The organism is Rhizobacter sp. P3_C12 (assembly GCF_056402735.1).
This window is the reverse complement of record NZ_JBFUGW010000042.1, coordinates 17,893-40,004: the sequence shown is the minus strand read 5'-3', so window position 1 is coordinate 40,004 and position 22,112 is coordinate 17,893. Positions and strand designations below refer to the sequence as shown.

Annotated in this window: 22 protein-coding genes; 6 read left to right on the top strand and 16 right to left on the bottom strand. The window is 68.3% G+C overall.

The features are described 5' to 3' along the window. Positions 1-766 (top strand): endo alpha-1,4 polygalactosaminidase (locus tag AC1DXV_RS09665; RefSeq protein WP_477933378.1); only part of this gene is annotated, 766 nt, incomplete at its 5' end. A gap of 73 nt (positions 767-839) precedes the next feature. On the opposite strand, the gene AC1DXV_RS09660 is transcribed toward AC1DXV_RS09665, so the two are convergent. The 7 genes from AC1DXV_RS09660 to AC1DXV_RS09630 form a co-directional block, all read right to left on the bottom strand. After that, on the bottom strand, positions 840-1,940 hold the full coding sequence (locus AC1DXV_RS09660) for an NAD(P)/FAD-dependent oxidoreductase (protein ID WP_477933376.1): 1,101 nt from the start codon (positions 1,938-1,940) through the stop codon (positions 840-842). A gap of 29 nt (positions 1,941-1,969) precedes the next feature. Beyond that, positions 1,970-2,293 carry a ferredoxin FdxA gene (fdxA, locus tag AC1DXV_RS09655; protein WP_465115215.1) on the bottom strand — a complete coding sequence of 108 codons (324 nt, stop codon included), beginning with the start codon at positions 2,291-2,293 and terminating at the stop codon, positions 1,970-1,972. Between the two features lie 70 nt (positions 2,294-2,363). After that, positions 2,364-3,140 carry a uroporphyrinogen-III C-methyltransferase gene (cobA, locus tag AC1DXV_RS09650; protein ID WP_477873019.1) on the bottom strand — a complete coding sequence of 259 codons (777 nt, stop codon included), beginning with the start codon at positions 3,138-3,140 and terminating at the stop codon, positions 2,364-2,366. Further along, positions 3,141-4,457, bottom strand: coding sequence for a sulfate adenylyltransferase subunit 1 (locus tag AC1DXV_RS09645; RefSeq protein ID WP_477933374.1), 1,317 nt, complete (start codon positions 4,455-4,457; stop codon positions 3,141-3,143). It lies immediately after the preceding gene. Then, a complete protein-coding gene (gene cysD / locus AC1DXV_RS09640) occupies positions 4,457-5,440 on the bottom strand; it encodes a sulfate adenylyltransferase subunit CysD (protein ID WP_477933372.1) in 984 nt (327 codons plus the stop codon). The genes AC1DXV_RS09645 and cysD overlap by 1 nt, the downstream gene beginning before the upstream one ends. 28 nt (positions 5,441-5,468) lie before the next feature. Next, positions 5,469-6,236, bottom strand: a complete 768-nt coding sequence (locus AC1DXV_RS09635; protein WP_477933370.1) for a sulfite exporter TauE/SafE family protein — start codon at positions 6,234-6,236, stop codon at positions 5,469-5,471. Between the two features lie 111 nt (positions 6,237-6,347). Continuing rightward, entirely contained in the window at positions 6,348-7,946 is a 1,599-nt protein-coding gene (locus AC1DXV_RS09630; RefSeq protein ID WP_477933368.1) for a methyl-accepting chemotaxis protein, read from the bottom strand. 436 nt (positions 7,947-8,382) lie between these two features. Between AC1DXV_RS09630 and AC1DXV_RS09625 the strand changes: the two genes are divergently transcribed. Both AC1DXV_RS09625 and AC1DXV_RS09620 read left to right on the top strand, forming a co-directional pair. Next, positions 8,383-9,336 carry a helix-turn-helix domain-containing GNAT family N-acetyltransferase gene (locus tag AC1DXV_RS09625; protein WP_477933366.1) on the top strand — a complete coding sequence of 318 codons (954 nt, stop codon included), beginning with the start codon at positions 8,383-8,385 and terminating at the stop codon, positions 9,334-9,336. Further along, positions 9,333-10,145 (top strand): SDR family NAD(P)-dependent oxidoreductase, encoded by an 813-nt coding sequence (locus AC1DXV_RS09620; protein ID WP_477865988.1) that lies wholly within the window; start codon positions 9,333-9,335, stop codon positions 10,143-10,145. Before AC1DXV_RS09625 ends, AC1DXV_RS09620 begins: the two co-directional genes overlap by 4 nt. A gap of 18 nt (positions 10,146-10,163) precedes the next feature. On the opposite strand, the gene AC1DXV_RS09615 is transcribed toward AC1DXV_RS09620, so the two are convergent. Together AC1DXV_RS09615 and AC1DXV_RS09610 are read right to left on the bottom strand one after the other, a co-directional pair. Beyond that, entirely contained in the window at positions 10,164-10,568 is a 405-nt protein-coding gene (locus tag AC1DXV_RS09615) for a hypothetical protein (RefSeq protein WP_477865989.1), read from the bottom strand. Further along, positions 10,565-11,422, bottom strand: coding sequence for a hypothetical protein (locus AC1DXV_RS09610; RefSeq protein WP_477865990.1), 858 nt, complete (start codon positions 11,420-11,422; stop codon positions 10,565-10,567). Before AC1DXV_RS09610 ends, AC1DXV_RS09615 begins: the two co-directional genes overlap by 4 nt. 192 nt (positions 11,423-11,614) lie before the next feature. Between AC1DXV_RS09610 and AC1DXV_RS09605 the strand changes: the two genes are divergently transcribed. Both AC1DXV_RS09605 and AC1DXV_RS09600 read left to right on the top strand, forming a co-directional pair. Next, positions 11,615-12,211 (top strand): TetR/AcrR family transcriptional regulator, encoded by a 597-nt coding sequence (locus AC1DXV_RS09605; protein WP_477865991.1) that lies wholly within the window; start codon positions 11,615-11,617, stop codon positions 12,209-12,211. Positions 12,212-12,229: 18 nt separating this feature from the next. Next, the gene (locus AC1DXV_RS09600; protein WP_477865992.1) at positions 12,230-12,664 is read left to right on the top strand and encodes a VOC family protein; all 435 of its coding nucleotides are present in this window, start codon (positions 12,230-12,232) and stop codon (positions 12,662-12,664) included. On the opposite strand, the gene AC1DXV_RS09595 is transcribed toward AC1DXV_RS09600, so the two are convergent. Next, positions 12,657-13,781, bottom strand: coding sequence for a 3-deoxy-7-phosphoheptulonate synthase (locus AC1DXV_RS09595; RefSeq protein ID WP_477933364.1), 1,125 nt, complete (start codon positions 13,779-13,781; stop codon positions 12,657-12,659). The two genes, AC1DXV_RS09600 and AC1DXV_RS09595, sit on opposite strands and share 8 nt — an antisense overlap. 249 nt (positions 13,782-14,030) lie before the next feature. Here AC1DXV_RS09595 and AC1DXV_RS09590 point away from each other — a divergent pair, with 249 nt between their 5' ends. Then, positions 14,031-15,386, top strand: coding sequence for a diguanylate cyclase domain-containing protein (locus AC1DXV_RS09590; RefSeq protein ID WP_477865994.1), 1,356 nt, complete (start codon positions 14,031-14,033; stop codon positions 15,384-15,386). A gap of 15 nt (positions 15,387-15,401) precedes the next feature. On the opposite strand, the gene AC1DXV_RS09585 is transcribed toward AC1DXV_RS09590, so the two are convergent. The 6 genes from AC1DXV_RS09585 to AC1DXV_RS09560 are packed head-to-tail and all read right to left on the bottom strand — an operon-like array spanning position 15,402 to position 22,106. After that, positions 15,402-16,880: an NAD-dependent succinate-semialdehyde dehydrogenase gene (locus AC1DXV_RS09585; protein WP_477933362.1), complete on the bottom strand. Its 1,479-nt coding sequence runs from the start codon at positions 16,878-16,880 to the stop codon at positions 15,402-15,404. Between the two features lie 21 nt (positions 16,881-16,901). Further along, positions 16,902-17,852 carry an agmatinase gene (gene speB, locus AC1DXV_RS09580; protein ID WP_477933360.1) on the bottom strand — a complete coding sequence of 317 codons (951 nt, stop codon included), beginning with the start codon at positions 17,850-17,852 and terminating at the stop codon, positions 16,902-16,904. Next, positions 17,849-18,673, bottom strand: coding sequence for an ABC transporter permease (locus AC1DXV_RS09575; protein WP_477933358.1), 825 nt, complete (start codon positions 18,671-18,673; stop codon positions 17,849-17,851). The genes speB and AC1DXV_RS09575 overlap by 4 nt, the downstream gene beginning before the upstream one ends. After that, positions 18,670-19,890 (bottom strand): ABC transporter permease, encoded by a 1,221-nt coding sequence (locus tag AC1DXV_RS09570; protein WP_477933356.1) that lies wholly within the window; start codon positions 19,888-19,890, stop codon positions 18,670-18,672. Before AC1DXV_RS09570 ends, AC1DXV_RS09575 begins: the two co-directional genes overlap by 4 nt. Before the next feature lie 7 nt (positions 19,891-19,897). Further along, entirely contained in the window at positions 19,898-20,923 is a 1,026-nt protein-coding gene (locus AC1DXV_RS09565; protein WP_477871271.1) for an ABC transporter substrate-binding protein, read from the bottom strand. Positions 20,924-20,960: 37 nt separating this feature from the next. Further along, positions 20,961-22,106, bottom strand: coding sequence for an ABC transporter ATP-binding protein (locus AC1DXV_RS09560; RefSeq protein WP_477933354.1), 1,146 nt, complete (start codon positions 22,104-22,106; stop codon positions 20,961-20,963). Positions 22,107-22,112: the final 6 nt, after the last annotated feature.

Here is a 22,112-nt window from a genome sequence, read left to right as displayed (position 1 = left end):
ACCCGCACCCGCACCCGCACCCGCACCGACCCCCGGCACCTGGTGGAAGCCCGCCGCCGGAGCCACGTGGCAGTGGCAGCTCACCGGAACGCTGAACACCTCGTACAACGCGACCGTCTATGACATCGACCTGGTCGACGCCAGCGCGGTGACGATCGCGCAGCTGAAGGCCGCAGGCCGCAAGGTGGTCTGCTACTTCTCGGCCGGCAGCTCCGAGGATTGGCGTCCCGACTATTCGAAGTTCGCCACCGCCGACAAGGGCAAGGCGCTCGACGGTTGGGCCGGCGAGAAGTGGCTGGACATCCGCTCGGCCAACGTGCGCGCGGTGATGGCCGCGCGTCTCGACCTGGCGCAGTCCAAGGGTTGCGATGGCGTCGAGCCGGACAACGTTGACGGCTATACCAACTCGAGCGGCTTCCCGCTGACCGAACAGGACCAGCTCGACTACAACCGCTACCTCGCCACCGCGGCCCACCTGCGCGGCCTGGCCATCGGGCTGAAGAACGACGTGGACCAGCTCGCGGCGCTCGAGCCGTCGTTCGACTTCGCGGTCAACGAGCAGTGCAACGAGTACTCGGAGTGCGGCGGCTACTCGGCCTTCACGGGCAAGGGCAAGCCGGTCTTCAACGCCGAATACAAGAGCAACTACGTGAACAACACCAGCGGTGCGCGCGACAAGCTGTGCGCCGCGTCGAAAGCAGCCGGCATCCGCACGCTGGTGCTGCCGCTCGACCTCGACGGGTCGTTCCGCTACAGCTGCGACTGAAACCGCGGCGGCTGAAGCAATTCGGCCTCGCTCCCCTTGCGGGGGCGAGGCCGAAACGATCAGGCGAGAAGGATCAGTCGAACGTCGGCGTCTCGACCCCCAGCACCTTGTGCAGCTTCGGGCTGGTGGTCGTGTACTGCAGGTGGATGCGCTTGTCGGGGAAGACGTACGGCGCCGCTGCGAAGGCCGCGAGCGCCGCTTCGTGGAAGCCCGACAGGATCAGCTTCTTCTTGCCCGGGTAGGTGTTGACGTCGCCCACCGCGAAGATGCCCGGCGTGCTGGTCTCGAACTTCTCGGTGTCGACGACGATCTGCTTGCGCTCGAGGTTCAGGCCCCATTCGGCGATCGGGCCGAGCTTGGGGCTCAGGCCGAAGAACACCAGCAGCACGTCGAGCGGCACCACCCGCGTGACGCCGTCGCCGCCGGTCACCTTGACATTGGTCAGCTGGCCGTCGCGCTCCTCGTAGCCGGTCACCTGGCCGACGATGAACTGCATCTCGTAGGCGTCGCACAGCTCCTTCATCTTGGCCACGCTCGCGGGCRCCGCCTTGAAGCCGTCGCGGCGGTGCAGCAGGATCACGCTCTCGGCCTTGTTCGGGCCGTCCTGCACGAAGTTCAGCGTCCAGTCGAGCGCCGAATCGCCGCCGCCGACGATCACCAGGTTCTTGCCGGCGAACTGCGCCGGGTTCTTCACGCGGTAGAACAGCTGCGTGTCGTTGAACTTGTCGAGCCCGTCGACCTTCAGCAGGCGCGGCTGGAACGAGCCCACGCCGCCGGCGATGAAGATCGTCTTGGTGAGGAAGCGCGTGCCCTTGGTCGTCTCGACGTAGAAGCGGCCGTCTTCCTGTTTCTGCACCACGGTCACTTCCTGGCCGAGGTGGAWGGTGGCGCCGAACGGCTCGATCTGCTTCAGCAGGTTGTCGGTCAGTTCCTTGCCGGTGCACACCGGCACGGCCGGGATGTCGTAGATCGGCTTGTCGGGGTACAGCTCGATGCACTGGCCGCCGGGGTAGGCGAGCGAGTCGATGATGTGGGCCTTGATCTCGAGCAGGCCGAGTTCGAAGACCTGGAACAGGCCGACGGGGCCGGCACCCACGATGACGGCATCGGTCTCGATGGGGCCGTCGTGCGAGCCGGCAGTCTTTGAAATCTCCACGTTGGCGTTCGGTTCCATGGCAGGTCAGGTGAATTGTTTTGGCGGGATTACTTGATCAGTTCGGACAGCTTGCCCGTCTTGTCTTTCCACTCGTCCGCATCGGGCAGCGCAGCCTTGCGCTTGGTGATGCTGGGCCAGTTCTTCGCGAGATCGGCGTTGATCTTGATCATGTGGACCTGGTCGCCGGGAACATCTTCTTCCGGAACGATCGCGTTGACCGGGCATTCGGGAATGCACACGGCGCAGTCGATGCACTCGTCCGGATCGATCGTCAGGAAGTTCGGGCCTTCGCGGAAGCAATCGACCGGACACACGTCGACGCAATCGGTGTACTTGCAACGGATGCATGCTTCGGTGACGACGTGGGTCATGGTGCTGGCTCGAAAAAAGAAGAAAAAAGGTGCCTGAAAGCTGCCGTGCCGGATGGCAAAACGGGCGATTTTAAGGGCTTGGGGTTTTCACCGGAAGCGCGAGGTCCTCGGCAGGGGCTTTTGCTTGCTTTGCAGCAACTGGTTCTGCAACCACCGGTCGGGCCCCTTCGCCCACGGTGACGACGGTCGGACGCCCGGCGTGCAGCAGGCTGGCGCGGGGCAGGGCCTGCAGCGTGTGGTCACTGTGCAACTGGTCGGGCCAGCCGGCGCGCGAGACCACGCTGACGGGGGTGTCGCCCGGCCAGCCGCTGTCCAGCAGGCCACGCGCCAGCGCCGCGAGCTGCTTGCCGGCCATGTAGAACACCTCGGTGTCGGCGGTGCGGGCGGCGCGCAGCTCGCGCGTCTGCGTCATCGCGGTGGTCAGGCTGACGCTGCGGCCGGCGCCGCGCCGGGTCAGCGGGCGCTGGGTGGCGGCGGCCGCGGCGATGGCGGCCGTGACGCCGGGCACCACCTCGCACTCGATGCCGGCCTCGGCCAGCGCGATCAGCTCTTCCTCGAGCCGGCCGAACACGCTCGGGTCGCCGCCCTTCAGGCGCACGACGGTCGCCACCTCGTTCGCATGCTTCACCAGCAGCGCGTTGATCGTCTGCTGGCCGGTGCTGTCGCAGAAGCCGCGCTTGCCGACGTTGACCCAGCGTGCGTTCGGCGCGTGCGCGCGCAGCGCCGGGTCGGTCAGTGCGTCGAACAGCACCACGTCGGCCTGCGCCAGGCGCTGCGCGCCGCGCACGGTGATCAGGTCGGCCGAGCCGGGGCCCGCGCCGATGAAGATGACGCGACCGAGTGCCACTTATGCAGCCCCTTTGACCAGCAACGCCCCGCTGGTGCGGTTGCTCGCCGGGTCGACGATGATCAGCGAGCCGCCGACGCGGTTCGACGCGTAGGCCTCGACCGGCAGCGCCTGCTGCGTCTCGACGATCACGTGGCCGATCTCGTTGACGGCCAGCTGGTGCGCATCGATCGCCTCCAGCGTGTGGATGTCGAGCCGGCTCTCGATCGCGGTGATGCGCGCCTGCACCCAGCGGTTGCCGTGGCGCACCCAGTACTTGCGGCCAATGACCGCCGGCTCGGTGTCGAGCCAGGCGAGCGTCGCGCTGAAGCGCTGCGTCTCGTGGATGGTCTGCGGCGTCGCGATCCAGTCGCCGCGCGAGACRTCGAGCTGGCGATCCAGCACGACACCSGCCGACTGCCCGGCCTCGACSACRTCGACCACSTCGCCGGCGAGGCGCACCTCGGCCACCACCGCGGTCTGGTTGCTCGGGAACACCTGCACCGTGTCGCCGGCCTTCACGCGGCCGTGGGCCACGCGGCCRTACAGCGTGCGCGGCTGGTTGCCGGTGCCTTCGCCTTCGCGCGACACGTACTGCACGGGGATCAGCAGGTCGCCGTCCTTGCGCTCCTGCAGCGCCGGCAGGGCTTCCAGCAGCTGCAGCAGCGACGGGCCGTCATACCAGTCGGCGGCGAGCGGCTGCGTGACGTTGTCGCCRCGCAGCGCCGACACCGGGATCACGCCGGCCACCGCRATGCCGGCCTGCTGCGCGAACGCGAGCAGCGCGGTCCTGGTCGCCGCGAAGGCCTGCGCCGGGTCGCTCACTGCATCAAGCTTGTTGACCGCAAAGACGATGTTCGGCACGCGCAGCAGGTGCGCCAGCAGYGCATGGCGGCGSGTCTGYGSSAGCAGCRSCATCGGCTGCGCGGCGGTGTCGAGCTTGGTGATGTCGACCAGCACCACCGCCGCATCGCTGCCGGCCGCGGCCGTCACCATGTTGCGGGTGTACTGCTCATGGCCGGGGGCGTCGGCGATGATGAACTTGCGCTGCTTGGTCGCGAAGTAGCGGTAGGCCACGTCGATCGTGATGCCTTGCTCGCGCTCGGCCTCGAGGCCGTCGGTCAGCAGCGACAGGTCGATCGGCGCACCGGCGGCGCGCTTCTCGAGCGTGTCGAGCTGGTCGGCGAGGATCGCGCGGCTGTCGAACAGCAGCCGGCCGATCAGCGTGCTCTTGCCRTCGTCGACGCTGCCGGCGGTCAGGAAKCKCAAGGCGCGGTGGTCCGCGACTTTCGTCAGATTCTCGCGGTGGTCTTTCACTTGAACTTGCGGCGTGCTCATCAGAAGTAACCCTCTTTCTTGCGGCGTTCCATCGAGGCGTCCGACGTGCGRTCGTCCATGCGGGTCGCGCCGCGCTCGCTCACCGTCACCTTCAGCGTCTCGGCGACGATCTCGGTCGCGTTGGCSGCCGGGCTCTCGACCGGGCAGGTGCAGGTCATGTCGCCCACCGTGCGGAAACGCACCTCGGCCGTCTCGACCACCTCGCCGGCYTCSGGMGGCGTCACSTCGGTCAGCGGCACCAGCAGGCCCTTGCGGCGGATCACCTGGCGGTCGTGCGCGTAGTACAGGTTCGGCAGCGGGATGTTCTCGCGGGCGATGTACAGCCACACGTCGAGCTCGGTCCAGTTGCTGATCGGGAACGCGCGCATGTGCTCGCCCGGCTTGATGCGGGTGTTGAACAGCGTCCACAGCTCGGGGCGCTGCTCCTTGGGCTGCCATTGGCCGAAGCTGTCGCGGTGCGAGAAGATGCGCTCCTTCGCGCGGGCCTTCTCTTCGTCGCGGCGSGCRCCRCCCATCAGCACGTCGAAGCGGTGCGCCTCGATGGCTTCGAGCAGCGCGACCGTCTGGTGGCCGTTGCGCGATTCCAGCGGGTGCGACAGGCGCACCGTGCCGCGCTTGATCGAATCCTCGAGGTGGCCGACCACCAGCCGCTCGCCCATCTCGGCGACGCGGCGATCRCGGAACTCGATCACCTCCGGAAAGTTGTGGCCGGTGTCGACGTGCAGCAGCGGGAACGGCAGGCGGCCCTTGTACTCGCCGTCGGCGCCCTTCGATTTGAACGCCTTCTCGGCCAGGCGCAGCACCACGCACGAATCCTTGCCGCCCGAGAACAGCAGCGCCGGGCGCTCGAACGCGGCGACGGTCTCGCGCAGGATGAAGATGGCTTCTTCCTCGAGCCAGTCGAGGTGGGATTGATCGAGAACGGCTGTCACGCGCTCGGGTGTCACGCGCTCGCGAAGGGAGGGGTCATCATTCAGTTTCATGGGGTCCTTTGTGGCTGGGCGCTCGTGTTCAATGGATGACGCGGAGCCCGGCGAACAACAGAGACACGCACAACAGCCCGCGTGTCACTTTGTCCGGCAGGGATCTGATCAATCGCGCGCCCAGCCAGATGCCGGGCAAAGATCCGACCAGCAGGCTGGCGAGCAGGGACCAGTCGACGTTCCCGAGCGCCGCATGTCCCAGGCCCGCGACCAGCGTGAGCACCGCCGCATGGGCGATGTCCGTTCCAATCAGGCGTTGAATGGGAAGTCGCGGATAGAGGACGAGGGTCAGGGTCGCGCCGATCGCTCCGGCGCCAATCGAACTGAGCGATACCAGGACACCCAGCAGCAGTCCCGCCAGAACGGTCAGGGCCCGCTTGCGCGATGTCGTGAGCAAGGCGTCGAGCTTCAGTCCGAGCGCGTGACAGAAGGGACGGCAGGCTACCGCGACCGCCGTCATGAGCAGTGCCACGCCCAGCACCTGCATCATCAGGTGGCTGACCCCCTTCGTCATGCCGGTGTATCGCATCAGCATGAGCGTGATGACCGTCGCCGGGATGCTGCCTAGCAGCATCCAGGCGACGATTCCGTAATCGACGTGGCCCTGGCGGTGGTGGGCGATCGTTCCGTTGGTCTTGGTGATTGCGGCGAACCACAGATCGGTGCCAATGGCCACGGGTGCGCTGAGATGGAAGACGCCCATCAGAAGCGGCGTCATGAGCGAGCCTCCACCCACGCCGGTCAATCCGACAATGGCACCGATCACGAATCCACTCGCCACAGCCAGCCAGTCCATGACATCCCGATCTTGAGGTGCCGGCCCGGGCCGGCGCAGTGGTGTCGATTCAAGGGTTGCAGCGTCGCGTCGAGTTCAGACTGAACTCAAGCTTCGAGCCGCACCTCTTGCCTAGGCGAAGCTGTGCTGTGGCGCGGCATCGTGCCCGGCGACACGAAACACGGAGATCGCCTCAGACAGCTTCTCGGCCTGTTGGCGCAGGCTCTCGGCCGCTGCCGAGGTCTCCTCGACCAGGGCCGAGTTCTGCTGCGTCGTGTTGTCCAGCTGCGCCACCGCCTGATTGATCTGGCCGACGCTGGAGTTCTGTTCCGAGCTGGATTGCGTGATGTCGGCGATCAACTCGCTCACCTTGCGAACCTGTTGCACGGCCTCATCGATGGTCTTGCGCGCCGCGTTGACCTGCAGTGTGCCGGCGTCCACCTTTTCCACACTGGTGGTGATCAGGCTCTTGATCTCCTTCGCCGCGTCCGCCGAGCGCCGGGCCAGGTTGCGCACCTCTGCCGCGACCACGGCAAAGCCTCGGCCTTGCTCGCCGGCGCGCGCCGCCTCCACAGCGGCGTTGAGTGCCAGGATGTTGGTCTGGAAGGCGATGCCGTCGATCACCGTGATGATGTCGGAAATCTTGCGGCTCGAATCCTGGATGCCTTCCATGGTCTCGACCACACGCTCGACCGCGCCGCCGCCTTGCCCGGCCACCTCGGACGCCTTGCCCGACAGGAGGTTGGCTTCACGCGCATTGTCAGAATTCATCTTGACGCTGACGGCCATCTGCTGCATCGACGCGGCGGTCTGCTCCAGGCTTGAAGCCTGCGACTCCGTGCGCGAGGACAGGTCAAGGTTGCCATGGGCAATCTGCGTCGCAGCGGTCACCACGGTGTCCACGCCGACGCGCACCGTGCTGACCATGCTGGACAGATTGGTCGTCATCAGATTGAGCGAGCCCAACAGTTCACCGATCTCGTCACGCGAGCCGATCCGCGCCTGGCGCGTGAGGTCRCCCTCGGCCACCGCTCGAGTGATGGTCACCGCTTCGGTCAATGGTCGCGTGATCGACCTTGTGATCGCCAGGGCTGCAACAACGCCCACCAGCATGGCCGCTGCAGCCAGGCCTCCCAGCGTCCACAACACGGCCTGGTAGGTTGCCCGGCCTTGCTCGATCATGCGCTGGGCATTCGCATCGCTGTGCGCCAGCCAGGCGTCCTTGGCCTTGATGAGGTTCATGTTGTCCACGCGAGCCTCCCCCAGCATGACGCCAACGGCGACGTCTCGCTGTGCCGGATCGTCGAGGATGGTGCGCGACGCCGCCATGACCTTGTCATTGGAACGCACGAAGGTCTCGAACCTTGTCTTCACTTCCTGCCAATTGGCGCGATCTTCGTCGTCCTGGAACAGGGCGCGCGAAGAATAGTCTTCCAGCACATTGCGTGCGGCTTCGACCGACTTTGCGGTCATCAATTCGGCCTCCTTCTTCTGTTCCTGTTTGCCGAGAATGTGGAGGAACGAGCGGCGTCGCGCGTCGTCGGCGCTGCGCATGAACTCGGTGACCAGCTTGTAGGACGCCATGATGTGGCTGTCGTAGTACTCAGTGTGCGCCTGCAGGCGATCAGCCTGCACCTTGGCAGTGAAAGCCAAGACCGCCAGCATGGCCAGCAAGACAGCGAAGCCGGCGTTCAGGCGCGTGCCGATCTTCACATTGGAAAGGAATTGCATTTTTTTACTCCCTTTGGATGGATGCCAAAGTTATGCCTCTACTATCGGCAGCACGGGAGATTTATAGAGTCCGAAAAGACCGAATATTCACTCTCAATTGCGTCTTTGATTGATTGCCTCTCCGCCGGTCGCGTAACGCAATTGACATGGATCAATGCTGATCAAATAGATCCTCCGGGTATCAATCAGTAGATGCCCCAACGAACGTGAATTGTCCGAGTTGTTTGCAGATCGAATTGGCCGGCGATTGGTAATCGTGGTGGCGCGAATAAGTATCTGACAGATGGTGCCAATTGCGCCTCGACAAAGCTGGGGCCGGTGATCAAATCGATTTATCCGACAGAGGGTCCGGTCGGCGGACATTGGGACGGCGCGCATCCCGGGGCTTGACCGGTCAGTTGCGTGAGTCGCTCATATAGTTGTATAGTGCAACTATATGGTCTTTTTTTCGGATTCGGAACGTTCTCTGGTCGAGGAGATCCGGGCGGCCTCGCGCTCCATGGCGCGCGACTGGGGTTTCATGGGCGGCCAGTTCGCGGGCGTGGACCTGTCGCCGTCCGCCGTTCATGCCCTGATCGAGATCGATGCGGGCGAGGTCAGCGCCCGGGACCTGGGCTTGCGCCTGCACCTTGAGAAATCCAGCGTCAGCCGGATGCTGCGCAAGCTCGTGGACTCGGGCGAGGTGTGCGAGGCGCCTGCCGACCACGACAGCCGGATCAAGCGGCTCTCGCTGACCCCGGCGGGCCGGCGGCGCGTGTCGGCGATCCACGCCCATGCGCGGGCCCAGGTCGCGGACGCCCTGGGCCGCCTGAAGCGCGGCCAGCACCGCACCGTTCTCAACGGCCTGCGGCTCTACAGCGAGGCGCTCGCAGGCGCGCATGAGGCGCGCCCTGATCCGTCAGCGGTCGACGTGGTGCCGGGCTACCAGAGCGGGCTCATCGCCAGGGTCACGCAGATGCATGCGCTGCAAGACGCACGAGACGCCGCCATCGGGCAACGCTTCGAGTCCGCTGTCGCGGCAGGGCTGGCGGATTTCTGCGACAGGCTCGGTCAGCCGGGGAATGGCATCTGGACGGCCCGGCAAGGGGGCGACATCGTCGGCTCGATCGCCCTCGACGGCGACGACCCAGGCGCCGGCGTCGCTCGCCTGCGCTGGTTCATCGTGGATGAGGGCATCCGCGGTCGTGGCGTGGGGCGCACGCTGCTGGCCAGCGCGCTGGACTTCGCCGACGGCCAGGGTTTCGCTGAAACGCAGCTGCGGGCCTTCGACGGTTCATCTGCCGCCCGGCATCTCTGCGAATCGCACGGCTTCGCCTGCGTGGAAGAGCGGCCTGCGGCTCCCTGGGGCCAGGACGTCCTGGAACAGCGTTTCGTGAGGAGGCGACCATGAACTCGACACCCACCATCGAGGAGCTTGCCGGTGCGGCCCCGGAACTTCCAGCCTCGGGCCGGCTGAAGGGCCGCGTGTGCCTGGTCACCGGCGCCACGACCGGGATCGGCCGCGCAACCGCGCTGCGAATGGCCGCGGAAGGCGCGGCCGCGGTGGTCGTGACGGGCCGCCGAGAGGAGCTCGGCCAGGCGCTCGCTGGTGAGATCCGTGAGCGCGGTGCCGAATGCCTCTTCGTCGCGGCCGATGCGACCCGCGAGCATGACATCGTCGCGACCGTCCAGCAGGCACAAGCCCGGTTCGGCCGGCTGGACGCCGTGTTCAACAACGCGGGCTGCCAGGAACGCCGGGGCCTGTTGGCGGAGCAAAGCGACGAGGTGTACACGCGCGTGTTCGACACGAATGTGCGAGCCCTCTTTCATTGCATGCGCCACGCCATCTCGGCCATGCTGGCGGGTGGCGGCGGCACGATCGTCAACAACACCAGCGTGAGCGGGATCCGCAATCCCAACGCGGGGTTGTCGCTCTACAGCGCGTCGAAGGCGGCCGCCAACTCGCTCACGCGCTCGGCCGCGATGGAGTACGCGCCGGCAGGGATCCGGATCAACGCGGTCGCACCGGGGCGCGTGCTCACGGACATGATGCTTTCCTCCGGCATGGCGGACATGCGCGCCGTTGCGGCCGGCCTGCCGCTGCGCCGGATGGGTCATCCGGAAGAGGTGGCCGCCGCCGCCATCTGGCTGATGTCTGACGAAGCGCGCTATGTCGTGGGCCACGTGCTCGCAACCGACGGCGGGTTCCTGGCAGGGTAGGGAAGGCGTGGCGCCCGGTCAGCACTCGACGTCGCGTTCGGGCCGGCAACGGCGCGCCCCACGGGGCGGATGCGACGACATCCCGACCGTTCCTGCCTCGACCAGAAAGCGCGCGATCGCGCGCCTGGCGTCCGATGTCACTCCCGCTTCACTCCACCGAGGCAGCATGCCTTTGCCGCCAACGCGCGGGTCGCCCTGGGTCGGCGCCAGCAGCAGGACGGTCATGGCTCGACCGTGGGCCGTCGTGACGATCCAATGCGTGGGCGTGCCGTGGTCGCCGGGAAACAGTTTCGGCGTGACCGCCGGCGATTGATCGGGCCGCACGATCACCAGTTCGGGCGACTCCTCCAGCGTCGTTGCGTTGCCGTCGACGCTGCAGCGTGCCAGGGCCAGCAGCACGGTGGCGCAGGTCAGTGCCCTCATGCCGGCGTGCCGGGGGAAGCGCGAATCGCGAGCGGCGGCAGCAGGTTGCGGCGCAAGGCCACGCATTCGAAGCCGCAACGCTGCATGTTCAACAGCGACGGATTGACCTCGTCCGTGGGCTCGCCCGTCTCGGTGCCGATCCAGCGCACGCCGGCGCGCGTCGCATCCTTGACGCGGCGCGCCATCACGGCGCGCTGGCCGCCGCGGCGCCGATGCGACTCCAGCATGCTGCCGATCCCGACCCAGGCCTGGTCGCCATCGACGAACAGCGCGCCGCCGCCGACGGCCGTGCTGCCGTCGAAGACGCCGTAGAGCTGCCAGCGCGGACGGTCATGCAGCGCGCGCAACCAGCCGGCGACGAACGAGGGCAGGCCGAATCCGCGGGTGATCGCGTCGGCGATCGCCTCGGCATCGTCGTCGGTGCCGGCCGCGACGCGCAATGTCGTCTCGCCCGCGTCCACCGGGCCTGCCGGCCGCAGCATCTTCGCCCAGTTCGCGGGTTCGGCCGACCGCCATCCGGCCGCTTCGAGCGACAGCGCCGTGTCGCGGGGCTGCGCGTGCGTGTTGACATGCAGCCACCACTGGCGTGAACCGGCCGCTGCGAACGCCGCCGCGACTTGCGCGGCGCTGTCGGCACTCGCCGGCGCGCGCAGCCCGAGCCCGATCGCCCGGTTGAACAAGGGTGACTCGATGCCCGGTGCCAACAGCAGCGTCGCATCGGCGACGCGGTCGTGGGCGATGCCCAGCGTCTGGCGCAGCGCCGGCGGTGCCGCGTCGTAGTAGTCCGCCCAGGCGCGGGCTTCGATGTCGTCGGCCAGGGTGGCCATGTCGGCGGGGATCATTGTCGAGTTCACGGGACGCGATTCCTTCTGGGTGGATTGATTGACCTTACACCGTAAGGTCGACGCCGCGGAATATACTGCAGAGCGCCTTACGTTGTAAAGTGGTCCATGGCCCGTGCCCGCACCACCACCCAAGCGCCGACATCGGCTGCGCCAGCGTCACCGCTTCCTCGCGTCCCGCTCGATCGGGACCGAATCGCCGCGGTGGCCCTGGCACTCATCGACAGCCACGGGCTGGATGGCTGCTCGATGCGCCGCATCGGCCAGGAGCTGGGCGTCGAGGCGATGGCGCTCTACCACCACTTCAAGTCCAAGGGCGAGCTGCTCGATGCGGTGCAGGAGCTGCTGATCGGCGAGATCGAGATGCCCGATCCCGCCAGCGACCCGCCGGTCGAACGCATCCGCCGGAGCATGCGCAGCTATCGGCAGATCGCGGTGCGCCATCCGCGCGCCTTCACGCTGCTCGCCGCGCGGCGCTTCAACACCCCGCGTGCATTCCGCGTCTACGAGCAGTTGCTGCTGATGTATGCCGAATGCCGCCTGGCACCGCAGCAGCAGGCCTGGTGGTTCCGCCTGATGGGCGGTTTCGTGAATGGCGCGGGCATGGCCTACGTCGCGAGCATCGAGCACATCCCGGACGCCACCAAGCTGCAACTGCAGCATGCGCCGCAGACCATCCCGTTGCCGCACGTTGCTGCCGTGGCGCCGTTCCTGCGGATCGAGGGCCTCGATGCCGCCTTCGAGTTCGGGCTCGACGTGCTGCTGGATGCGCTGGCGGGGGCGTGCCCGCCACACCGTTGAAAAAAGGAGCCGAAGACCATGACAGTCAAGCGAATGGACAACGTGCTGATCGTTGTCGACGATCTCGACGCGGTGAAGGCGTTCTTCATCGAACTGGGMCTCGCGTTCGAGGGCCAGACCACGGTGGAAGGGCCTGCCATCGGGCGCCTCATCGGGCTGGGAGACGTCCGGGCCACCCTCGCGATGCTGCGCACGCCCGATGGGCAGGGCATCGAGCTGGACAAGTTCCACACGCCGGACGCCGTCCGGTTCGGGCCCGTGGACGCGCCGATGAACACCTTGGGTCTTCGTCGCATCATGTTTGCCGTCGACGACATGGAGGCCGTCATCGCGCGGATGCTCGCCCATGGCGCAGAAATCATCGGCCAGATGCAGTACGAAACGTCGTACCGGCTCGCCTACATCCGTGAGCCCGAAGGCCTCCTCGTCGGGCTGGCCGAGCAGCTCAGCTGAGGGCGGGCAACGCTCGACGGGCGCGCACCGCCGCGCTCAGCTCGCGCAGCAGCGGCTCCGTCTGCGTCCAGCCCAGGCAGGCGTCGGTGATGGACACGCCGGGCACCAGGTCGGCCTTGGTCTGGCCGTCCAGCAGGTCCTGGCGACCCGGCTGCAGGTGGCTCTCGATCATGACGCCGGTGATGCGCGTATCGCCGCCGGCGATCTGGCCGGCCACGTCGCGGCCGACGTCGACCTGGCGCTCGYACTTCTTGCTCGAGTTGGCGTGCGAGAAGTCGATCATGACCTGCTCGCGCAGGCCCGAGGTCTTCAGCCCTGCGCAGGCCGCGGCCACGGACGCCGCGTCGTAGTTGGGCGCCTTGCCGCCGCGCAGGATGATGTGGCAATCCTCGTTGCCCCGCGTCTCGAAGATCGCGGCCATGCCCATCTTGGTCATGCCCATGAAGGCGTGCGCCGAGCGCGCCGCGAGCACGGCATCGCTCGCGACCTTGATGCCGCCGTCGGTGCCGTTCTTGAAGCCGACCGGGCACGAGAGGCCCGACGCCAGCTGGCGGTGGCTCTGGCTCTCGGTCGTGCGCGCGCCGATGGCGCCCCAGGCGATCAGGTCGGAGATGTACTGCGGCGACAGCAGGTCCAGGAACTCGGTGCCGGCCGGCAGCCCGAGGCCGTTCACGTCCAGCAGCAGCTGGCGGGCCAGCCGCAGGCCCTCGTTCATGTGGAAGCTGCCGTCCAGGCGCGGGTCGTTGATGTAGCCCTTCCAGCCCACCGTCGTGCGCGGCTTCTCGAAGTAGACGCGCATCACGATCAGCAGGTCGCGGCTCAGTTCATCGCGGGCGGCCTTCAACAGCCGCGCATAGTCCATCGCCTGGTCGTGGTCGTGGATGGAGCACGGGCCCACCACCACCAGCAGCCGGTCGTCGCGGCCGTGCAGCACGGCGCCGATCTCCTGCCGCGCGCGCGCCACCACCTCCAGCGCCTGGTCCGAGGCCGCCAGCTCCTCGAGCAGCAGCGCCGGGCTGATCAGCGCACGCACGGCGCCGATGCGGGTATCGTCGGTGCGCGTGGCGTCGAAGGTCGACGGCTCGTCTTCGTGGGCGTGGGTGGAGGGAGTGTTCATTCCATGGGCGAAAGTGTGCAAGGCAGCAGGATTCTGGCAGTTCTTTCCCCGGCCCAGGCCGGTGACGCAGAGGCGTTGGTGGCGTTGCGCAACCACTACCTGCGCACCCGCTGACCGCGCCCCGGTGCGCACTGCATCACGCCGCCCCCCTTTCCGGCGCGCCGAAGTCCATCCGTCCGGTTCCGAACCGGCAGCGCATGCTGCGTCTCCCCGTTGCTGCCATCCACGGCGGTGATGAAAGGTGACCTGATGACGCAGTGCGGTGAAGACGTGCGGTTGCTGGAGCGGCTGGGCCTGGACATGCTCGCGCCCGGGGAGGCCCGGGCCTGCGAACTCCTGCTGGAGGGCGGCATCCGCATGCTGCTGGAGCTCAGCGAGGACGGCCTGCTGACGATCGCCGCGGCGCTGCCCGGCGAGGTCACCGACGCCGACGACGCCTTGCTCTCGATGTCGCCCGCCGAGACCGACCTCGACGACGCGCGGGACACGTCGCCGATCGACATCAGCACCGAATCGGGCCACCTCATCGTGTGGGCGGACCATTTCGTCGAGGCGGCCGGCGACGCCCGCATGGTCTCGCTGCTCGACCGCGTGGCCACGCGGGCTGCCGCGGTGGCCGCGGCGCGGCATTCCGGCGCCCGCGACGCCGCGACGAACCTGCACCAGGACACGATCCCGCTCGCTAAACTGCGGCTCAACGAAGTCCGGAGGCGACTCGCGATGAACCAGGCCCCTTGCCGCGTACTGTGGATCGATGCCCAGCCGCCCGACGCCGATGTCGGCTCGGCCGCGCTGCAAAGCCGCCTGGGTACCGGCTTCGACCTGCGCACGGCCACCGGCCTCGACTGCAGCGAGGCGCGCGACGCGCATTCCGAGGTGATCGTGCTGGCGCTCGGCGCCGATGCCGCCGAGGTGGTGCTCGGCTGGCCCGCACTCGCGGTGGCCGCGGCCGATGCGGCGCTGGTGGTGCTGGCACCGGCGATGGGCGATGCGCAGGCGCAGCGCCTGATCGAGGCCGGCGTGCAGGACATCGTGTTCCACGCCGACCTCGGCTCGCTCGCGCAGCGGCTGCGGCTGGCCGCCGGGCGCAAGGCTATCGAGCGCGAGGCGCGCAAGGCCTACGCCACCGACCTGATGACCGGCCTGCCGAACCGCGCGCAGCTGATCGAGCACCTGAGCCAGGTGCTGGCGCTGCGCGAGCGCGAGCCGGCACCGGTCAGCCTGCTGGTGTTCCGCATGGACGGGTTCCAGGGCATCGAAGGCGCGCACGGGCCGGAGTCGGCCAACGTCGTGCGCCGCAAGGTCGCGGTGCGGCTGCGCGGCGGCGTGCGCTCGAGCGACGTGGTGGCCTCGCTCGGGGCCGATGTTTTCGCGGTGCTGCTGCCGTCGACCGAATCGCCGGCCGATGCGCAGCGCGTCGTCGACAAGCTGGTGCGCATGCTGCGCGATCCGTTCAACGTGGCCGGCATCACGGTGGGCGTGACGGCGCACGTCGGCGTCGCGCAGTACCCGCAGGACGGGCAGCAGCCCGACGACCTGCTGCGGCATGCGGCTGCCGCGGCGCTGGCGACCGCCTACGAGCCGCAGGGGGCGGCGAACGATTGACTGCTTCTGGCCGCTCTACTTCTGAATGTCCCCCAGGCACAGGTACTTCACCTCGACATAGTCGTCGATCCCGTGGTGCGACCCCTCGCGCCCGAGGCCCGACTGCTTGACGCCGCCGAACGGCACCTCGGCCGTCGAGATCAGCCCGGTGTTGATGCCCACCATGCCGTACTCCAGGGCCTCGCCGACGCGGAAGATGCGGCCGATGTCGCGGCTGTAGAAGTAGCTCGCGAGGCCGAACTCGGTGGCGTTGGCCATCGCGATCGCGTCGGCCTCGGTGCTGAAGCGGAACACCGGCGCCACCGGGCCGAAGGTCTCCTCGCGCGCGCACAGCATCTCGCTGGTGGCGCCCGACAGCACCGTCGGCTCGAAGAAGCGCGTGCCGAAGCGGTGCCCGCCGGTCACCAGCGTCGCGCCCTTCGCGGTCGCGTCGGCCACGTGGCGTTCGATCTTCTCGATCGCCGCGTCGTCGATCATCGGCCCCTGCGTCACGCCGGCCTCGAAGCCGTTGCCCACCTTGATCGTCTTCGTCTTCTCGGCGAGTTTCGCGACGAAGGCGTCGTACACGCCGTCCTGAACGTACAGCCGGTTCGCGCAGACGCAGGTCTGGCCGGCATTGCGGTACTTGCTGGCGAGCGCGCCCTCGACCGCGCTGTCCAGGTCGGCATCGTCGAACACGATGAACGGCGCATTGCCGCCCAGCTCCAGCGACAGCTTCTTGATCGTCGGCGCGCACTGCTTCATCAGGATGCGGCCGACCTCGGTCGAGCCGGTGAACGACAGGTGGCGCACCCGATCGCTCTCGCACAGCACCTTGCCGACCGCGATGGAGTTGGCGCCGTCGGCGGTGATGACGTTCAGCACGCCCGGCGGCATGCCGGCGCGCTGCGCCAGCTCGGCCACGGCCAGCGCCGACAGCGGCGTCTGCTCGGCCGGCTTGATCACCACCGGGCAGCCGGCGGCCAGCGCCGGCGCGACCTTGCGCGTGATCATCGCGATCGGGAAATTCCACGGCGTGATCGCCGCGCACACGCCCACCGGCTGCTTGATCACCAGGTAGCGCTTGCCGTTGTCGGTGGTCGGGATGGTCTCGCCGTAGACGCGGCGCGATTCCTCGGCGAACCACTCGATGAAGCTGGCGCCGTAGCCGACCTCGCCCTTCGCCTCGGCGAGCGGCTTGCCCTGCTCGGCCGTCATGATGCGCGCCAGGTCGTCGGCGTTCGCCATCAGCAGCTGGAACCACTTCATCAGGATCGCCGAGCGCTCCTTCGCGGTCTTGCCGCGCCAGGCCGGCCAGGCCTGGTTCGCGGCGGCCACGGCGGCCTGCGTCTCGGCCGCGCCCAGGTTGGCCACGTCCACGAGCTTCAGGCTGGTCGCCGGGTCGTTCACGTCGAAGCGCGCGCTGCCGGCCACCCATTCGCCGCCGATCAGCGCGTCGGTCTTCAGCAGGCCCGGGTCCTTCAATGTCGCCAGCGGAGAGGTCTTCATGTCCATCGTCTCGGTCCCTTCATCGGTTCAACGGCGCGGCACACCCGGCAGCACGCACAGCATTTCGTACAGGAGGTTGGCGCCCAGCAGCGCGGTGTTGCCGGACGTGTCGTAGGGCGGTGCCACCTCCACCAGGTCGCCGCCGACCACGTTCAGCCCGTGGCAGCCGCGGATGATCTCCAGTGCCTGCGGCACCGTCAGGCCGCCGATCTCGGGCGTGCCGGTGCCGCCGGCAAACGACGGGTCGATGCCGTCGATGTCGAAGCTGATGTAGACGGGATGCGCAGTCCCGATGCGCTCGCGCACCTGCGCCATCAGCGGCGCGAGCGACTGGTACCACACCTCGTGCGCCTGCACGACGGTGAAGCCCTGCGCACGCGGCCAGTCGAAGTCGTCGGCCGCGTAGCCGGTGCCGCGCAGGCCGATCTGCCAGACCCGGTCGCATTGCAGCAGGCCTTCCTCGACCGCGCGGCGGAACGGCGTGCCGTGCGCGACCCGCTCGCCGAACATCTCGTCGTTGACGTCGGCATGCGCATCCACGTGCACCAGTGCCACCGGGCCGTGGCGCTTCGCGACCGCGCGCAGGATCGGCAGCGCGATCGTGTGGTCGCCGCCCAGCGTCAGCGGCTTGCAGCCGGCCGCCAGCACCGCGTCGTAGAACGCGCTGATCAGCGGCAGCGACTTGTCCAGTGAATAGGTGTTGATGGGCACGTCGCCCAGGTCCGCCACCTGCAAGGCATCGAAGGGCGCGGCCCCGGTCGCCATGTTGTAGGGCCGCAGCAGCGCCGACTCGGCGCGGATCTGCCGCGGCCCGAAGCGCGCACCCGCGCGGTTGGAGGTGCCGATGTCCAGCGGCACGCCGATGAAGGCGGCGTCCAGCCCCTGCGCCGACGTGGYGGCCGGCAGCCGCATCATCGTCGCGAGCCCGGCGAAGCGCGGCATCGCGTTGCCGCCCAGCGGCTGGTTCAGGTCCTTCATCGCTTGCGCCCCCGCAGCCATTCCAGCACCAGCAGCAGGCTGGTCGTGAACAGGATCAGCAGCGTCGCCACCGCCGCGATCGTCGGCGTGATGTTCTCGCGGATGCCGGTGAACATCTGCCGCGGCAGCGTCACCTGTTCCGGCCCGGCGAGGAACAGCGTCACCACCACCTCGTCGAACGAGGTCGCGAACGCGAACAGCGCGCCCGAGATCACGCCCGGCGCGATCACCGGCAGCGTGATGCGGAAGAAGGTGCGCAGCGGGCTCTCGCCGAGGCTCAGGCTGGCCCGCACCAGGTTGTTGTTGAAGCCCTGCAGCGTGGCCAGCACGGTGGTCAGCACGAAGGGCGCGCCCAGCGCGGCGTGCACGATGATCAGCGCGGTGTAGCTGTCGGCCAGCCCGGCCTTGGCGAAGAACAGGTAGGTGCTGACGCCGACCACGACGATCGGCACCACCATCGGCGCGATCAGCAGGCTCATCAGCAGGCCCTTGAACGGGAAGTCGGTGCGCGCCAGGCCCACCGCGGCCAGCGTGCCCAGCACGGTGGCGATGACGGTGGCGGCCGGCGCGACGATGAAGCTGTTCTTCGCGGCGCGCGCCCATTCGGGCGACGTGAAGAGGTTCTGGTACCACTTCAGCGACCAGCCCGGGATCGGGTAGGCCAGGAAGGAGCTGTCGCTGAACGACAGCGGCATGATCACCAGGATCGGCAGCAGCAGGAAGGCCAGCACGCCGACGCAGCCGATGCGCACGGCCCACCAGCCGGCCTTGTCGAGCGGTGTTGCGTAGGCCGGGAACACCGGCAGGGCAGGCAGCTTCATCCGAGGCTCAGTTCAGACTTGACGATGCGACGGTACACGGCATAGAGAACCAGCGTCGCCGACAGCAGCAATGCCCCCAGCCCGCAGGCCATGCCCCAGTTGATGTTCACGTTGGTGTACTGCGCGATGTAGTAGCTCAGCATCTGGTCGTCCGCGCCGCCCAGCAGCGCCGGCGTCACGTAGTAGCCGATGGCCAGGATGAACACCAGCAGCGCACCGGCGCCGATGCCCGGGAAGGTCTGCGGCACGTAGACGCGGAAGAAGGCGGCCAGCGGCGGGCTGCCCAGCGACACCGCCGCGCGCACGTAGGTCGGCGGCACGCTCTTCATCACGCTGTACAGCGGCAGGATCATGAAGGGCAGCAGGATGTGCGTCATCGCGATGACCACGCCCAGCCGGTTGAACAGCAGCGGCAGCGGCTCGTCGACCAGGCCCAGGCCCATCAGGCTGCGGTTCACCAGCCCTTGCGATTGCAGCAGCACGATCCAGGCGGCCACGCGCACCAGGATCGAGGTCCAGAACGGCACAAGCACCAGGATCATCAGCACGTTGGCCTGGCGCACCGGCAGCGTCGACAGCCACCACGCGAGCGGGTAGCCGAGCAGCAGGCAGCACAGCGTGACGACCGCGCTGATCGCGAAGGTGCGACCGAGGATGCGCGCGAAGGCGCGCTGGTCCTCGGGCATGCGCTCGACCTGGCCGGCGGCATCGCGCCGCAGGTCGACGGCGGCCAGCAGGTAGTCGGGCGTCCAGCGCGAGCCGTTCTTCGCGATCGCCTGCCAGTAGCGCGGCTCGGACCAGCGCTCGTCGAGCGCCAGCAGTTTCGCCTTGACCTGCGTGGGGTCGGCGGCGCCTTCCAGCGGCAAGGCGCGGTAGGTGCCCATCAGCAGCGAGCGGGCGCCTGCCGCGTCGCTGTTGAGCCGCCGGGCCACGGCCCCGGCGTCCGAGCTGTCGGGCAGGGTGCCGAGGTCGGCGACCAGCGCCGCGAAGGCCTCGGGCGCCGGCACCGACTGGCGATCCCACGCACCCAGGGCGGCCACGGTGCGTGGCAGCGCGGTCGCGACCTCCGGGTTCTCGACCGCGCGCTTGAGCAGCGCGGCGATCGGCACCAGGAAGGTCAGCAGCAGGAAGACCAGCAGCGGCAGCGTCAGCGAGAACGCCCGCAGCTTGCGCCTGCGATCGGCACGCGCGAGCTGGCGGCGCAGGGCGATCGTCATGGGGCCCTTACTGTGCCGCCCACGACGCGAAGCGCTTCTCGAGCTCCTCGCCCTGGTCGGCCCAGAACTTCAGGTTGAACTGCAGCGCGTCCTTCGAGTTCGCCGGCGAGGTCGGCAGGTTGCCCAGCACCTTGGCGTCCAGCTTGGCCAGCGCCTTGGTGTTGGTCGGGCCGTAGGCGATGTTCTTCGCGTACTCGGCCTGCGCGTCCGGGGTGCTGGCGAACGCGATGAACTTCAGCGCCGCTTCCTTGTTCGGCGTGCCCTTCGGGATCACCCAGTAATCCAGGTCGTAGATGCCGCCGGTCCAGGTGATCTTCAGGTTCTTGCCTTCGCGGTTGGCGGCATCGATGCGGCCGTTGTAGACCGTCGTCAGCGCCACGTCGCCCGCCACCAGGAACTGCGGCGGCTGCGCACCGGCCTCCCACCACTGGATGCTCGGCTTCAGCTCGGTCAGCTTCTTGAACGCGCGCTCGGCGCCGTCCTTGGTCGCCAGCACCTTGTACACGTCGGCCGACTTGACGCCGTCGGCCATCAGCGCGAACTCGAGGTTGTAGCGCGCGCCCTTGCGCATGCCGCGCTTGCCGGGGAATTTCTTCAGGTCCCAGAAATCGGCCCAGGTGGCCGGCGTGCCCTTCAGCTTGTCGCCGTTGTAGGCCATCACCGTCGACCAGACGAAGATGCCGATGCCGCAGTCGCTGACGGCCGCCGGCAGCAGGTCGGCCTTGCCGCCCAGCTTGCTGTAGTCGAGCTTCTCGAACAGGCCTTCGTCGCAGCCGCGCGCCACGTCGGGCGACTCGACCTCGACCACGTCCCAGGTCACCTTCTTCGTCTCGACCATGGCCTTGATCTTGGCCTGCTCGCCGTTGTACTCCACCGGCACGACCTTGGTGCCGGTCTTCTCGAACGGCTCGTAGTAGGCCTTCTTCTGCGCGTTGGCGTTCGCGCCGCCGAAGTTGACGACGGTGATCTGCTGCGCGAGGGCCGGCAGCGAAAAGCCGGCGACCAGCGCGATGCTCAGGATGCTCTTCTTCATGACGTGGGTCCTTCGTGGGGTGCTTGGGGGTGGGGAATCAGACGAGGTAGATCCGGGTGTGCTCCGGCGGCAGTTCCAGCCAGACGGCGTCGCCGGCCTGCGGCGCGAGGCCGCCCGACAGCGGCAGCTTCACGGTGGCGGCCGCCTGGCCGTCGCCGAGCGTGCACAGCAGCCGCAGGTGGTCGCCGAAGTAGATGACGCTGGCCACGCGGGCCTGCAGCAGGTTGCCGCGCCCGGCCGGCGCCTGCGCGTGCAGCAGGATGCGCTCGGGCCGGATGCAGGCCTCGACCGCCGCGCCGGCCGCCGCGCCGTTGACGTTGACGCCCGTCAGCACGCGCCCGTCGGCCAGCGCCATGCCGCAGCGGTCGTCGCCGGCATCGGCGTGGGTCGCGCGCAGCGTGCCCTTGACGACCGTGCTGTCGCCGATGAACCCGGCGACGAAGCGGTTGGCCGGCGCCTCGTACATCGCCTCCACCGGGGCCAGCATCTGCACCGCGCCGTCGTTGAAGACGGCGACGCGGTCGCTCATCGTCAGCGCCTCGCCCTGGTCGTGGGTCACGTAGACGAAGGTGACGCCGAGCTGGCGGTGCAACTCCTTCAGCTCGATCTGCATGTGCTCGCGCAGCTGCTTGTCGAGCGCGCCCAGCGGCTCGTCCATCAGCACCAGCTGCGGCTCGAACACCAGCGCGCGCGCCAGCGCGACGCGCTGCTGCTGGCCGCCCGACAGCCGGGCCGGCGCGCGGTCGGCCAGGCCGTTCAGCCGCACCATGTCGAGCGCCTTCGCGACGCGCCGTGCCTGCTCGTCGCGCGACACGCCGCGCACCGTCAGCGGGTAGGCCACGTTCTGCCCGACCGTCAGGTGCGGGAACAGCGCGTAGTTCTGGAACACCATGCCGAAGTGCCGCTTGTGCGGCGGCGTGCGCGTGATCGGCTTGCCGTCCAGCAGGATGTCGCCGGCGGTCGGCGATTCGAAGCCGGCCAGCATCATCAGCGTCGTCGTCTTGCCCGAGCCCGACGGCCCGAGCAGCGTCAGGAACTCGCCGCGGCGGATGTCCAGGTCGAGCTGGCGCACCACCAGGTGGCTGCCGTCATAGGTCTTCTGCACGCCGCGGAAGCGCACCAGCGGCTCGGCCGTTGCCGCGACCGCGGCAGGGACGGGGGAGGGCTCGGACAACACGGGCATGCGCAC